Annotated in this window: 11 protein-coding genes; 8 read left to right on the top strand and 3 right to left on the bottom strand. The window is 45.1% G+C overall.

The genetic code is table 11. From position 1 onward, the window contains the following. The first annotated feature begins 45 nt into the window (after positions 1-45). From truA to purF, 5 genes are all read left to right on the top strand, one after another. Entirely contained in the window at positions 46-831 is a 786-nt protein-coding gene (gene truA / locus L5M40_RS15545) for a tRNA pseudouridine(38-40) synthase TruA (RefSeq protein WP_028761033.1), read from the top strand. Between the two features lie 44 nt (positions 832-875). Continuing rightward, entirely contained in the window at positions 876-2,147 is a 1,272-nt protein-coding gene (folC, locus tag L5M40_RS15540) for a bifunctional tetrahydrofolate synthase/dihydrofolate synthase (RefSeq protein WP_263175616.1), read from the top strand. Next, entirely contained in the window at positions 2,140-2,913 is a 774-nt protein-coding gene (locus L5M40_RS15535) for an SPOR domain-containing protein (protein ID WP_263175615.1), read from the top strand. Before folC ends, L5M40_RS15535 begins: the two co-directional genes overlap by 8 nt. A 115-nt stretch (positions 2,914-3,028) precedes the next feature. Further along, entirely contained in the window at positions 3,029-3,517 is a 489-nt protein-coding gene (locus L5M40_RS15530) for a CvpA family protein (protein WP_028761030.1), read from the top strand. A 57-nt stretch (positions 3,518-3,574) separates the two neighbouring features. Next, on the top strand, positions 3,575-5,089 hold the full coding sequence (gene purF, locus L5M40_RS15525) for an amidophosphoribosyltransferase (protein WP_028761029.1): 1,515 nt from the start codon (positions 3,575-3,577) through the stop codon (positions 5,087-5,089). A 126-nt stretch (positions 5,090-5,215) separates the two neighbouring features. Here the strand turns inward: purF and L5M40_RS15520 are convergent, their stop codons facing one another. Next, entirely contained in the window at positions 5,216-6,694 is a 1,479-nt protein-coding gene (locus L5M40_RS15520) for an alanine/glycine:cation symporter family protein (RefSeq protein WP_173244059.1), read from the bottom strand. A gap of 267 nt (positions 6,695-6,961) precedes the next feature. Beyond that, positions 6,962-7,249: a hypothetical protein gene (locus L5M40_RS15515; protein WP_263146234.1), complete on the bottom strand. Its 288-nt coding sequence runs from the start codon at positions 7,247-7,249 to the stop codon at positions 6,962-6,964. 166 nt (positions 7,250-7,415) lie between these two features. Here L5M40_RS15515 and L5M40_RS15510 point away from each other — a divergent pair, with 166 nt between their 5' ends. Both L5M40_RS15510 and L5M40_RS15505 read left to right on the top strand, forming a co-directional pair. After that, positions 7,416-9,542, top strand: a complete 2,127-nt coding sequence (locus tag L5M40_RS15510; protein ID WP_263175614.1) for a DNA topoisomerase III — start codon at positions 7,416-7,418, stop codon at positions 9,540-9,542. Positions 9,543-9,790: 248 nt separating this feature from the next. Further along, positions 9,791-10,960, top strand: a complete 1,170-nt coding sequence (locus tag L5M40_RS15505) for a porin (protein ID WP_263146239.1) — start codon at positions 9,791-9,793, stop codon at positions 10,958-10,960. A 115-nt stretch (positions 10,961-11,075) separates the two neighbouring features. Here L5M40_RS15505 and L5M40_RS15500 read toward each other — a convergent pair whose 3' ends face one another. Further along, a complete protein-coding gene (locus tag L5M40_RS15500) occupies positions 11,076-12,602 on the bottom strand; it encodes a sigma-54 interaction domain-containing protein (protein WP_028761024.1) in 1,527 nt (508 codons plus the stop codon). A 165-nt stretch (positions 12,603-12,767) separates the two neighbouring features. On the opposite strand from L5M40_RS15500, the gene L5M40_RS15495 reads away from it, so the two are divergent. Further along, complete coding sequence (locus L5M40_RS15495) at positions 12,768-14,321, top strand: flavocytochrome c (protein ID WP_263175613.1); 1,554 nt, start codon at positions 12,768-12,770, stop codon at positions 14,319-14,321. Positions 14,322-14,356: the final 35 nt, after the last annotated feature.

Here is a 14,356-nt window from a genome sequence, read left to right as displayed (position 1 = left end):
TGCTGTGATAAAATGCGCCGCTAAATCAATTGTGAGGATAAGTGGATGCGGATTGCATTAGGTATTGAATATGACGGTAATGGTTATTTTGGCTGGCAACGTCAGGCGGAAGTCGATTCAGTACAAGGGCAATTAGAACGGGCGTTATCGATAGTGGCTAATGAGCCTATCGGCGTCTTCTGCGCTGGCCGTACCGATGCGGGCGTGCATGCCACTGGCCAAGTGGTTCATTTTGAAACCAATGCCATTCGTAATGAAGGCGCATGGACCTTAGGGGTGAATGCTAATTTGCCCGACAATATTGCCGTACGTTGGGTCAAAGAAGTCGACGACAGCTTCCATGCGCGCTTTTCGGCGACCGCCAGACGCTACCGCTATGTGATTTATAATCACACTTTTCGCCCTGGGATTTTACGCCATGGTGTAAGCCATTATCACGGCAATATCGATGCTGACAAAATGCACCAAGCGGCACAGGCACTCTTGGGGGAGCAGGATTTTACTAGCTTTCGCGCTGTTCAGTGTCAGTCGAAAACACCGTTTCGTAATGTGCATTGCGTTAATGTCACGCGCCAAGGTATGTATGTGATTGTTGATATCGCCGCGAATGCTTTCTTGCATCACATGGTGCGCAATATTGTCGGTTCATTGTTAGAAATCGGTCTAGGTAATCAGCCACTGACTTGGATGGGCGATTTGCTCGCGTTAAAAGACAGAAACCAAGCCGCAGCAACGGCTAAACCCCATGGACTCTATTTAGTTGATGTGACTTATCCAGAACAATATCAATTACCTAAGCTCGCCCTTGGGCCATTATTCATGTTGGATTGAAAAGATCTTATTTGAGAGATAATCGAATACGAGGATATACGGACATGCTTACAGTACCAGCGTCAAATGCAGCATTGGAACAGTGGTTGGATTATTTGTTATCCATACATCCAACCGAAATCGATATGGGGTTAACCCGTGTCTCTAAGGTCGCGCAAACCCTGGGTCTTTTGGATTTAGGTCCAACCAAGATAGTGACCGTGGCGGGGACGAACGGCAAAGGTACCACCTGCGCCATGCTCGAAAATATTCTGCGCTTATCGGGTTTGACGGTTGGCGTATACAGTTCGCCACACATGCTGAAGTACAACGAGCGAGTGCGTATCAATGGTAGCGATGTCAGTGATAGCGGTTTTGTTACGGCATTTGAGCAAATTGAAGCCGCGCGCGGCGATATTTCTCTGACCTTTTTTGAGTACGCTACGCTCGCAGGCTTGATACTCTTTAAAACCGCTCAGCTTGACGTGGTTATCTTAGAAGTCGGTTTAGGTGGACGGTTAGATGCCACCAATATTATCGATGCCGACATTAGCGTACTGACGTCGGTCGATTTAGACCATGAAAGTTATCTCGGTAATACCCGTGAGCTTGTGGGCCGTGAAAAGGCGGGCATTTTCCGCAGTGGCAAACCTGCCATTGTGGGTGAACCCAACTTGCCACACACTGTCAATGATGTCGCCAATGAGGTTGGCGCCATCTTGTATCGCGTCGGTAACGAATTCAGTTATCAAGCCCATGGCAATCTGTGGGATTTTCAAGGTCAAGTGCTCAAACTGCACGATTTAGCGTTACCAACTTTGCCATTACCTAATGCGGCGACTGTATTGGCAGTGATTGAACAGGGCTGGCCAGAGATCACGCCTTCAATTATTGCTGAGGGTATTAGCACGGCTCGGTTAACGGGTCGATTAGAGCAGGTGAGTGAGCAGCCGTTAGTGTTACTCGATGTTGCCCATAATCCCCATGCGGCGCGTTTTTTGGTACAACAGTTAGCGCCAATCGTTGTGGGTAAGCGCGTGTTCGCCCTTTGCGGCATGTTGAAGGATAAAGATATTGCAGGTGTGTTGCCTGTGATCAATCCACTGATCGACACTTGGTATTTGGTCAGTCTGCACGGTGAGCGTGGCGCGAGTTCGGCCATGCTACGCAAAACATTAGCCACTGAGGCTGCTGCATTTGAGTTTGAGGACATATCTGAGGCTTGGTCTGCATTAAAAGCGCAAATTAACCCAGATGATGTGGTAATTGTGTTTGGCTCCTTTTACACTGTGGCAGGTTTTAAGTCTCAATTTATGCAGGAAGTCAGTTTTGTCTAGCCAGTTTCATAATCGTTTAGTCGGCACTGTAGTGCTGGTTGCGCTTGGGGTAATTTTTTTGCCGGATATTTTGGATGGCAAAAAAGATCGCCAAGAAGAGCAGTTTTCCGAAATTCCTTTACGCCCGACCGTGATTGAGCAGCAAAAAGCCGACGATGATATGTTTGAAGTCTTGTCGGCCGAGGATGCTGCTGCGCTGAATGGGACTGAGGTCGCCTTAGCCGAAATGCCAGTTAATGCTGACAATGAAAAGTCTGTCGCCGCGCCAGTAATCGAAGTCGCAAAGCAAGATGTTAAGAAAGATGTTAAGCCTGATGTTAAAAAAGCAGAGCCTAAGCCTGAAACGAAACCTGAAGCTAAAAAAGAGCCGCCTAAAGCCACTGTAAAAACTGAACCGGCTAAAAAGGCGGACGCTAAAGCGACCACTGTGGCTAAGGCTGAAAAGCCTAAAGCAGAAACGCCCAAAGCCAGTGCAGCCAAAGAGGATGCCGTTAAAGTGGTCAGCCGTGACAGCTTGAAAAGTGGCTTTACCTTGCAGCTTGGCAGTTTTAACAACGCAACGAATGTTAAAGCCTTGGTTGCACAGCTGCGTAAGAGTGGTTTTAAAGCGTACACTATTCCTGAAAACCCTAAAGATGGCGTATTAACTAAAGTGTTTGTCGGACCCGATGTGTCTGAGGCAAAGCTGAAGAAAGTACAAGTTGAGGTGGAAAACCTTACACGTCTCAAGGGCTGGATTGTTCCTTTTAATCCCTTAGAATCTTAATGGTGATACAACACTCGAGACTGAAAATGATTTATTTACCTCACTAGGGGTGAGAATCGTTTCAGTCTCTGGTAGAATCGCGCCGTCTTAAAGCCCATGTCGGAAAGCCATCTCAATGGTTTGGATTGATTACGCTATCATATTCGTCATCGGATTATCGACTCTTATCAGTCTGATCCGTGGATTTGCCAAAGAAGCCATGTCCTTAGTGGTATGGTTTGCGGCTTTCTTTGTTGCCAGCCAATTTTACCAAGATCTTGCCGTTCACTTAACACAAATGAACGATGAGATGCTGCGTAATGGCGTTTCTATTGCCATCCTCTTTATTACCACTTTGGTACTCGGTGCCTTAGTTAACTATATTCTCGGACAACTTGTTGTCAAAACCGGATTATCTGGCACTGACAGGCTTTTGGGCTTGTGCTTCGGTGCTATTCGAGGCGCGCTTATTGTGAGCGCCTTGTTGTTTTTCATGGATGCTTTTACAGGCTCTCCCAACTCCCAATGGTGGAAAGATTCTGTGCTAGTACCCGAATTTGGCGTTGTTATTCAATGGTTTTTTGACTATTTGGAAAATACCTCCAGCTTTGTACCCAAACTATAAGAAAGAAAATAAAATAATCCTAAGTGATAGAACATCTTACAATGAGGAAGCTTACCCATGTGTGGTATCGTCGGAATAGTTGGCCAATCATCGGTTAATCAGACCATTTATGATGCACTGACAGTGTTGCAGCACAGAGGTCAGGATGCGGCAGGTATTGTGACCATTGATCGTGGTGCTTTCAGACTACGTAAAGCCAATGGTTTGGTTAAAGACGTTTTTGAAGTCAAACATATGCAACGCCTACAAGGTAATGCTGGTATTGGCCATGTGCGTTATCCAACTGCGGGCAGTTCAAGCGCATCTGAAGCGCAGCCTTTCTATGTTAACTCGCCATTTGGGATCTCATTAGCCCATAACGGTAACTTAACCAACACAGTCGAATTAGCCGAAGGACTGATCAAAAAGCGTCGTCATGTTAACACCACTTCGGATTCTGAAGTCTTGTTAAACCTGTTGGCCGACGAACTGCAAAAAACCACGAGTTTAACCCTGACGTCGGAAGAAGTGTTCGATGCGGTCGCTAACGTACACCAACAAGCTCGTGGCGCCTACGCGGTTGTTGCCATGATTATTGGTCAAGGCTTAGTTGCGTTCCGTGACCCATTTGGTATTCGTCCTTTAGTATTAGGTAAGCACGAAACCGCCACTGGCACTGAATACATGGTGGCTTCTGAAAGCGTGGCACTCGATGCTGTTGGCTTTGAAGTGATGCGTGATGTGGCACCGGGTGAAGCGATTTATGTTTCAATTGACGGTCAGCTGTATACCCGTCAATGTGCAGCCGAGCCTAGCTATGCACCTTGTATCTTCGAATTCGTCTATTTTGCCCGTCCAGATTCGACGATCGACAAAGTGTCTGTATATGCAAGTCGCGTCAACATGGGCGCTAAGCTTGGCGAGAAGATTAAGAAAGAATGGTACGATCACGATATCGACGTGGTTATTCCTATTCCTGAAACCTCTTGCGATATCGCGCTGGAGATTGCCCGTTGCATGGACTTACCGTACCGCCAAGGTTTTGTGAAAAACCGTTATATTGGCCGTACCTTCATCATGCCTGGTCAACAGGAGCGTAAGAAGTCAGTGCGTCGTAAGTTGAATGCGATTAACACTGAGTTCAAAGGCAAAAATGTCTTGCTGGTGGACGACTCTATCGTTCGCGGTACGACCTCAGAGCAAATCATCGAAATGGCCCGTGAAGCAGGTGCTAAGAAAGTGTACTTTGCCTCTGCCGCACCGGAAATTCGTTTCCCGAACGTGTACGGTATTGACATGCCAACGTCGAATGAGCTTATTGCACACGGTCGTGATGCCGATGAAATCGCCAAGTTAATTGGTGCTGATGGCATTATTTTCCAAGACTTACCCGATTTAATTGAAGCGGTAAGAATGGAGAATCCTGCAATTAAACGTTTCGAAACGTCCGTATTTGATGGTCACTACATCACGAACGACGTTGACCAAGCGTATTTAGATCACTTGACGCAACTGCGTAATGATGATGCTAAAGCCGATCGAAATAAAGATATCGGCACTAACTTAGAGCTGCATAACGTCTGTCACCCATAAAGATTGTGGGTCATTCAGTATCGTAAATTTTGTGTTATTTTTGTTCTAAACGATACAAAAAAGCCAGTGAGAAATCACTGGCTTTTTAATGGCTTATATTTGCTTAACGGATCATCGTGATAACGTCTACGTATTTATGCGTTGTGTTGTTTCAGTCATTACATTTTCTTCAGCGTGTTTACGTTCAACCCAGTAATCCGCATTTTTAATACCCAGTTTTACCGGGTCAAAAAGTGGCTCTATGCCGAGTGCTTGCTGTGATTCATAATCTTTTAGGCAAGTGAATGCGGTTTTCCTTAATAGAATAATGGCAATAATATTGAGCCATGCCATGAGTCCAACACCAATGTCACCCATTCCCCAAGCCATATCAGCCGTTTTAACTGTGCCGTATACGGTTGAGCCAATGATCACGACTTTGAGAACGACCATGAACCAAGGGTGATTTACTTTACGGTTGATATAGGCAATGTTGGTCTCGGCAATGTAGTAATAAGCCACTATGGTCGTAAAGGCGAAGAAGAAGAGTGCGATAGCCACAAAGATATTGCCAAATCCTGGCATCATACTTTCCATTGCCGTTTGTACGTAGCCTGGTCCTGCAGCGACTCCGGCAATGCCGGTATAGAGCGCCGCACCGTCTGGGCCCTGAACATTATACAGTCCTGTAATAAGCAGCATGAAACCAGTTGCAGAGCAAACGAATAAGGTGTCGATATACACAGAAAAAGCTTGAACTAACCCTTGTTTGGCTGGATGGCTTACCGCCGCTGCAGATGAGGCATGTGGCGCTGTACCTTGACCCGCTTCGTTGGAGTAAATACCCCGCTTTACCCCCCACATGATGGCTAAGCCTAAAATGGCACCAAAACCCGCATCAAAGCCAAAGGCACTTTTGATAATTAACCATAAAATACCCGGTAGCTGGCCAATATTTAGCGCTATGATGACACAAGCCACTATGATGTAACCCAGTGCCATAAAGGGGACGACGGCACTGGCAAAGTGAGCGATACGTTTTACACCGCCAAAAATGATAAAACCAAGAAGCATGGCCAGTATGGCTGCCGTCACATTAGGATCTATGTTGAAAGCGGTTTTTAAACTTGAACCTATCGAGTTAGCTTGTACGCCTGGCAGCAGGATCCCGCAAGCAAATATGGTCGCAATTGCAAATACCCATGCATACCATTTCATGCCTAAGCCTTTTTCAATATAAAAAGCAGGCCCACCACGATACTCGCCATTGATTTTTTCTTTATAGACTTGACCTAAGGTAGATTCAACGAAGGCGGAGCTGGCACCGAGAAAGGCAACCATCCACATCCAAAATAAAGCGCCAGGACCACCAAAGGTGATTGCTGTGGCAACCCCTGCAATGTTACCTGTACCGACTCGGCCCGCTAATGTCATCGCGAGTGCTTGAAAAGACGACACTCCCGCATCAGTACTCTTACCATCAAACATCAGGCGGATCATTTCTGGCAGATGGCGCAGCTGTAAAAATCGAGTGCGAAGGGAGAAATAGAGCCCGACACCTAGGCAAAGAAAAATAAGTGCAGGGCTCCAAATTACACTATTGATCGCGTTGACAATCTCATTCATAGACTCCGATTCCTTTATTGTGTTGTTTTAGCAGAGTTTTTAGGTTTACTGTTATTCAACAGATGTTGAGTTAGGACATTCACTTTTGATTAAGACATTTTTTGTAAATATCCAAGATACTCAACATAACTATTTTTTAGGGAGCTTCATAGTTAAAGTGTTAGATATTTGAAACCAATGTGTTTTGAAATTGAGTTTTAGCATGGATAAATAGAGCAGAGGGGCGAGTTAACTCGAAATACGGTAGTGATTTATTATGAATGTCAGTTATCCCATTACCCAAAGTAGCATCCACACGCCGAATAAGCTGCTTAAGCTATGGCGCGTGATTTGATGGCTGAGTAATAGAGATAAACTCACAGCAATAGGAATGACGAGAATGAATCCCCATGCTAACGGCATATCGATGATTTTCATTTGTCCCAGCCAGGTACTGGTGAGCATGCTTATTGCGAGTAACATTAAGCTATGGAATATCAATAACTGATTGAATCTTAATATTAATACTGGAGTTATTGTCATAGCCTGTCGCGCATTTATTGCAAACTGTCTCATAGTCACTCCTTAGTTATTTAGTGTATCTTATGCCTTGTTGAGAATTATTCGCAATTGAATTTACACTTAAGCTTTTACATTTAAGCTCGGTTTACTACAGAAATTTGCACTCAACTGGCGTTTGGGCTAAATTATACTGTAATTATATCCAGTGCTTGGTGTTTGTATGATTCTCTATATCGCAGAAAAACCTAGCCTAGGGCGGGCCATTGCCGATGTATTGCCTAAACCCCATAAAAAAGGCGATGGATTTATCGAAGCCGCCAATGGCGATTGTGTGTCTTGGTGTGTCGGTCACTTGCTCGAACAAGCAGAACCTGATGCCTATAATCCCGAATTTAAGTCTTGGAAATTCGAGCATTTGCCAATAGTGCCAGACAAGTGGCAACTAAAACCTAAGGCCGCAACCCGCAGTCAACTCACAGTGCTTAAACGATTAGTCAAACAAGCCAACACCTTGGTTAATGCGGGCGATCCCGACCGCGAAGGGCAGTTACTCGTGGATGAAGTGATTGCCTATCTTGGCGTGACGGGGGACAAGCTACATCAAACCCAGCGTTTACTGATCAGTGACTTAAACCCACAAGCTGTAAAACGGGCTCTAACACAGCTACGCAGTAATCGCGAGTTCATTCCTTTATCCACATCGGCCTTAGCTCGCAGTCGTGCCGATTGGCTCTATGGCATGAATATGACGCGTGCGTACACCATCCAAGGTAAAAAGGTCGGTTATCAAGGCGTGTTATCCGTCGGCCGAGTACAAACGCCATTACTTGGACTAGTGGTGCGCCGTGATGAAGAGATTGCCCACTTTCAATCTAAACCTTTTTATGAAGTACTAGCGCATTTGGCGACCGAGAAGCAAGAAACCTTCAGCGCCAAGTGGCAACCTAGCGAAGCTTGTCAGCCTTATATGGATGAAGAAGGACGAGTGTTAGCGAGAGGGCTAGCGCAAAATGTGGTGAGTCGCATCAGTGATAAACCCGCCTTAGTCACTCAATTAGTGGCTAAGGACAAGAAACAGAATCCACCATTGCCCTACAGCTTATCCGCGTTGCAAATTGATGCGGCGAAACGGTTTGGCATGAGTGCTAAGGATGTGCTCGATACCTGCCAGAGTTTGTATGAACGTCATAAACTCATTACTTACCCACGCTCCGACAGTCGTTATTTACCCGTTGAGCAACATAACCTTGCGCCTTCGGTACTTAAGGCGATCAGTAACGGTGCTGCTGAGTTATTGCAAGGTGCTGATGCACCCGATCCCCGTCTTAAATCTAAAGCATGGGATGATAAAAAAGTGGACGCCCATCACGCAATCGTCCCCACAGAGAAGACGGCTAACTTATCTAGCTTGAGTCAGCGTGAGAGGCAGTTATATCTTCATGTTGCTCGCCAGTACTTAGCCCAGTTTTATCCGGCTTATTGTTACAGTGAAACCACAGTGCAAGTGACAATCGAGGGTGGCTTATTTAATACCAAGGCGCGTCAGGATAAATCCCTCGGCTGGAAGCAACTCTTTGCCCGCCAAGAGCCAAATGGCAGTAAGGCGAGTGGCAACAAGTCGACGGAAGAAAGCGCAGGTAAGGACGATGAGGAGAATGACGAGTTTATCGGCCAATTACCGCCTTTGAAATTGGGACAGGCTTTGCATTGTACTCGAGGCGAATTGTTGGAGAAAAATACTCAACCACCAAAGGCCTTTACCGATGCCACTTTACTCGGAGCTATGACGGGTATTAGCCGTTATGTGACCGATCCTGAGATCCGTAAAATTCTTAAAGAAACCGACGGATTAGGTACAGAGGCTACCCGTGCAGGTATTATCGAATTGCTGTTCAAACGCGGTTTTTTACAGCGCTTAGGTAAATCTATTGTCTCGACAGACGTGGGGAAAGGATTGATTAACAGCTTGCCCGCGAGTGCGACTACGCCGGATATGACAGCGCTTTGGGAAGCGAGTCTGAATGGCATTTGCCATAAAGAAACCTCTTATCAAGCCTTTATGCAGCCACTGCTCGGCACCTTATCCACGCTTATCCAGAATGCAGGCGCACAACTGCCAACCGCGCTTAATGGTTTACAAGGCCAAGGTTATCGTAAAACGGCAAGTAATAAATTCGGTTATCGTAAGTCGTACTCTAAAAAATCAAGTTCAGCGAAAGGTATAGGTACAACAAAAAACAATGGTTCCAACAAATATGCTTCCCAAAAGACCAGTTCCAAAAGTTCGGTAACTCGATCAACCAGTCGTTCAGCTTCTAATAGCCGCAAATCTACAACAGCAGTGTAATGACACACTTGTTGCATATATGTCGTTATTGTCTCTTGATGTAATAACGACATTTAATTTATCTAACGGTATTTAACAACCGATAATCACGATATTTCGAGATTGCCTGATCCGTATCTAAAAAACACCTTGATTTTCAGCTTTTCCTCCCGGTGGCATATAACCTGCTTAGTATTGATTGGGGAAAATAATATATTAAATAAATCATGTGATTATATGTGGTTTCGCTGAATTTAAAGGTAGATGAAATGAAAAAGACATTGCTCGCTTTGATGATCCCAAGCTTATTGTTAATGGGAACTGCTCAAGCCGTTGAGTTGTATAATGACCAAACTAACAGCGTTAACATGATAGGTTGGTTAGGTTTTGCCGCGTTAAATGATGGTCATGAAACTTCCGTTATAGATAATTTTTCTCGTGTTGGTTTTCGTTTCGACCGTCAAGAGAAAAATGGCTGGAGCTCCTTTGCCCATACGGAATGGGGTATCAATATGGTGACCAGTGATGACGGCCTTATATACACGCAAGGCCAAGGTGGCGGTCAGTTATCTGCATCTAAAAATTCAGATTTTTTATTCAATCGACTGGGTTATGTAGGGATGTCCCATGAGAAATGGGGAAAGATCAGTTTTGGTAAGCAATGGGGGGCTTACTATGATGTTGCTTACACAACCGATGTGCTCAATGCTTTTACGGGGTGGTCAGTGGGGGCCTATACCTTCGGTGACGGTGGTTTAACAGGGGCAGGGCGTGCCGATGCTGCGCTGCAATATCGTAATACTTTTGGTAATCTACATGTCGCAGTGCAGTATGCCTCTAAACAAAATAGCGATGTTGCCTTGTATGATGGCAGTGGTGCTCCCTTGAATGATGGTTCCGAATTGAGTTTCGAACCTAGCTACGGTGCAAGTGTAACTTACAACTTTACTGATAAATTTAAAGTGCTAGCGGGATTTAATCGTGGTGATTTTACCGGAAATCTTGCAGGCCAAGAGGTTGATAACACTAATCAAATTATTGGTATTGGCGCCCAATACGGTAGTTTCTATCAATATGCTCCAGGTCGTGATGCTGACGGTTTATACGTAGGTTTTAACGCCCATAAGAGTGAGCAAAACGAATTAGTGGGCGGAGATTTATATGATTCAACTGGAGCAGAGTTTATTGTTGCTTATCAGTATGATAATGGTTTCGTTCCAACAGTATTACTGACATATCAAGATCTTGATACCGATGTAGATACTGCGATCCAAGGAAAATGGACACGCCAATTTGCAGTGTTAGGTCTGCATTATCGCTATAGCCGCGACACAATTATGTACGTTGAGGCCAAAATAGATTTCAGCAGTATGGATGATAAAGCCTATGAAGATCTACAAGATAACAACTATGCGGTGGGAATCCGTTATTTCTTCTAGATCCTATGGTTATCATTAATTTTTCAAAGGTCACTTATGTGACCTTTGTTATTTATGCACTTTGTTAACCGATGCTTTCTATTTTTGTTATAGAGCACTCGTTAGCCTTGAAAGATTATACAATCCCCAGTTTCTTCATTTTGCTGCGCAGGGTATTGGCATTGATGTCCAATAACTCAGCCGCACCTCCTGGACCATAGAGTTTTCCACCTGTAATCCTCAGTGCATGACTAATATATTTTCTGGTCATAACATCAAGGGGCACAAGTTTATCGCTCGCATAGTTTGGATCTATGATAACGGTTTGATTTGCTTGGGTCGTAATTTCCTCACCCTGATGTGGAGCAAGGAAGCCAAAATCTAACGGTCCTGAAGGTTGTTGTATTATCGCCCGTTCGAGCACGTTAATGAGTTCTCGGACATTTCCTGGCCAAGCGTATTGATTCAGAATATTCAATTGTTCCGGTGTAACTCTTGGTAATTGAGGCAGGTTGAACTTTGAACTCAGTTGCTCGATAAAATGCTGTACGAGTAAAGGAATGTCTGTACGTCTTTGTCTTAATGAAGGGATTTCAATAGGGAAAATAGCTAAGCGATACCAAAGATCTTCCCGAAACATTTCTCTGTGTACCATAGCTTGTAAATTTCTATGGGTGGCAGCCACTATACGAATATCCAGCTGTACAGCATCATGCCCACCCACACGGGTAATACTGCTATTTTGAAGCACACGGAGTAATCGAACCTGTGCGGATAGTGGTAGCTCACCAATTTCATCGAGGAAGATAGTGCCGCCATTGGCTTGTTCGAAGTAGCCAATTTTACGGGACTCAGCCCCAGTAAATGCCCCTTTTTCATAACCAAAGAGTTCGGAGTCAATCAAAGTATCTGGAATGGCGCCGCAGTTGACCTTGATAAAGGGCTTATCCGAACGTTCAGAAAGTTCGTGAATAGCATTAGCTATCACTTCTTTTCCACACCCCGTTTCACCCAGCATTAGGACGGTCGTATTAATCTTGGCAATAGATTGCACTTGCTGCATGACGTGTTTCAAGCCTGAATTGGCTCCCACTACGCCATTCTGGACATCCAGTGTTCTGCGAAGACTCACATTCTGCTTTGAGAGTGCTTCATTTTCTTTAAGTAAATTACGTCCGCGTAGATTTAGTGCAGTGATTAAGGCTAATGCATGCATATGCGGAGCAATTAAATCAGCATGACGAGGGCGAAAAACGCCTGTCGTTTTGGCATAAAATCCGACTATCCCAAGGTGGGTATTTTCGATAGACATTCTCAAAATGATCAGCGAACGAATACCACTGATCACCTTAGGCGCAACTAAAGCTGTGATTGGGTCGTGCTCAATATCATTAACAATTCTCACGCGTGGGCGTTGAGGATCATCTAAGCACTTAGCCAGTTCTTCAGGGATAGATATTTGCCTATCTAAGGTACATGATTGGTTAGCATTGACATGAGCAATAAATTGTATGTCATTAAATTGTTTGCGAAAAATATTAATAAATAGCCCATCAATAGGCAGTTCATCCCGAATAAACTCGAAGTAACTTTGCAGGGACTTTTCGAGTTGTAGGCTACTGCATAATCTCAGTGTCGATTCGTGATAAAAGTGTTTTTCCATTGATATTTCATGTTAATCATTAAGTATCGTGATTGTAGATCTTTATATTTCGTGATTCCGTGCCTCCAATCAAAGTTCCCCACTTAATTACCTCTTTTTAGGTGCTTGGCACAGCGCATGCACTTCCATGCTGACAAGTTCCAGCCATTATTGAAGGAAGTAAGCATGAGTAAAACTCAAGATATTGATACGGGCCGTCGGCAGTTGCTAAAAGGTGGGGCTGTGATGGCTGCGGGCTTTGGGGCTGCAATAGCCTTACCTGCAACAGCAAGTTGCGATGCTGTTCCTGAAGCATTCGACGAGATTGTAGATGTGCTGGTCGTCGGCAGCGGCTTTGCTGGTATGTCTGCAGCATTACAAGCAAGGGAAGTCGGTGTCAGTGTGATGGTTGTGGACAAGATGCCTGTCTTTGGCGGTAACTCAACAATCAATGGCGGTGCCATGGCTGTGGCGGGCTCTGAGTTGCAAAAACAGGCCGGAATTAATGATTCTGTCGATGAAATGGTCGCCGATATGATGCGAGCAGGTCGGGGCATGAACGATGTTGAGATGTTAAAACTGGTGTGTAATGGCACGGCTGAATCCTGTCAGTGGTTGATTGAACATGGGGTTAAGTGGAAACCTTTTGTGCAGCATTTTGGTGGACACTCAATACAACGAGTCTTGCAAACCGTTGAAAGTTCAGGGGCAGGTATTATCAGACCGCTGATTAACGCCGCGAGAGATAAAGGCGTGGTGATGAGAAATCAGACCAAGCTCGAAAGCTTTGTGAAAGATCTCGATGGTCGCGTGATTGGGGTCGAAGTTCGTGAAGGTTTTTATTTCCCTAATGAGCGAACCGGTAAAATACGTCGCATAGGCGCGCGCCGTGGTGTTGTCATGGCAACGGGGGGCTTTGGTCGCGATATTGAATATCGCATGATGCAACTACCTGAGTTAAATAACGACTTAGATTCCACCAATCATGCTGGTGCAACTTCAGAAGCCCTAAAGCAAATGATGCTCTTAGGTGCTAACCCTATTCATTTAGACCAAATTCAACTCGGCCCATGGGCATCTCCCGATGAAAAAGGCTTTGGTACTGCATCCCAGTTCAACACGATTGCGACCTATCCCCACGGTATTGTGGTGGATGTGCGCACTGGTGAACGTTTTTTCAATGAACTTGCAGATCGTAAAGCGAGAGCTGACGCTATCATGACTCGCCGTGATGAACATGGTCAGCCTGTTTATCCTATTGGTTTCACTAATGCAGAAGGGGCTAGTAAGGCGCAAACCTTAGATTGGGGACTGAAATATAAGGTGATTAGTAAAGCAGAAACCTTAGACGAACTTGCTGATATTTATGGTATGCCAGCCAAAGCACTAAAAGCTCAAGTCGCCCGTTGGAACGAAGCGGTAAAAAATGGTGTTGATAAAGAATTCGCACGTCCTCTGCAAGAAGCCATTGTGCTAGATAAAGGGCCTTGGTATGCCGTTCGTATGTGGCCAAAAGTTCACTATTGCATGGGCGGCGTTAAAGTGAATACCCGATCAGAAGTACTGCATTTAGTCACCAACCAAGCCATTCCAGGGCTGTATGCCGCAGGTGAAGCAACCGGAGGAATTCACGGTGCTAGCCGTTTAGGCGCTTGTGCTGTCGCAGAGGGCGTTGTTACTGGTCGCAACGCGGGCCGAAATTGTGCCGCGGCAAAGGCGGCGGTGCTTAAGCAAGCATAATTAGATTTTTATTAAAAATTACAATGTATTGGAGA

It is taken from the genome of Shewanella sp. SM68 (assembly GCF_025653925.1).
Taxonomy (GTDB): domain Bacteria; phylum Pseudomonadota; class Gammaproteobacteria; order Enterobacterales; family Shewanellaceae; genus Shewanella; species Shewanella oncorhynchi.
The sequence above is the reverse complement of the archived record's forward strand: the minus strand, read 5'-3'. Positions and strand labels throughout refer to the sequence as shown.

What these genes read in the sequence shown, in the direction of transcription:
- L5M40_RS15495 (WP_263175613.1), top strand. Translation starts at nt 12,768, where the DNA reads ATGAGTAAAACTCAAGATATTGATACGGGCCGTCGGCAGTTGCTAAAA.
- L5M40_RS15515 (WP_263146234.1), bottom strand. Translation starts at nt 7,249, where the DNA reads ATGAGACAGTTTGCAATAAATGCGCGACAGGCTATGACAATAACTCCA.
- L5M40_RS15520 (WP_173244059.1), bottom strand. Translation starts at nt 6,694, where the DNA reads ATGAATGAGATTGTCAACGCGATCAATAGTGTAATTTGGAGCCCTGCA.
- folC (WP_263175616.1), top strand. Translation starts at nt 876, where the DNA reads ATGCTTACAGTACCAGCGTCAAATGCAGCATTGGAACAGTGGTTGGAT.
- purF (WP_028761029.1), top strand. Translation starts at nt 3,575, where the DNA reads ATGTGTGGTATCGTCGGAATAGTTGGCCAATCATCGGTTAATCAGACC.
- L5M40_RS15510 (WP_263175614.1), top strand. Translation starts at nt 7,416, where the DNA reads ATGATTCTCTATATCGCAGAAAAACCTAGCCTAGGGCGGGCCATTGCC.
- truA (WP_028761033.1), top strand. Translation starts at nt 46, where the DNA reads ATGCGGATTGCATTAGGTATTGAATATGACGGTAATGGTTATTTTGGC.
- L5M40_RS15530 (WP_028761030.1), top strand. Translation starts at nt 3,029, where the DNA reads ATGGTTTGGATTGATTACGCTATCATATTCGTCATCGGATTATCGACT.
- L5M40_RS15505 (WP_263146239.1), top strand. Translation starts at nt 9,791, where the DNA reads ATGAAAAAGACATTGCTCGCTTTGATGATCCCAAGCTTATTGTTAATG.
- L5M40_RS15500 (WP_028761024.1), bottom strand. Translation starts at nt 12,602, where the DNA reads ATGGAAAAACACTTTTATCACGAATCGACACTGAGATTATGCAGTAGC.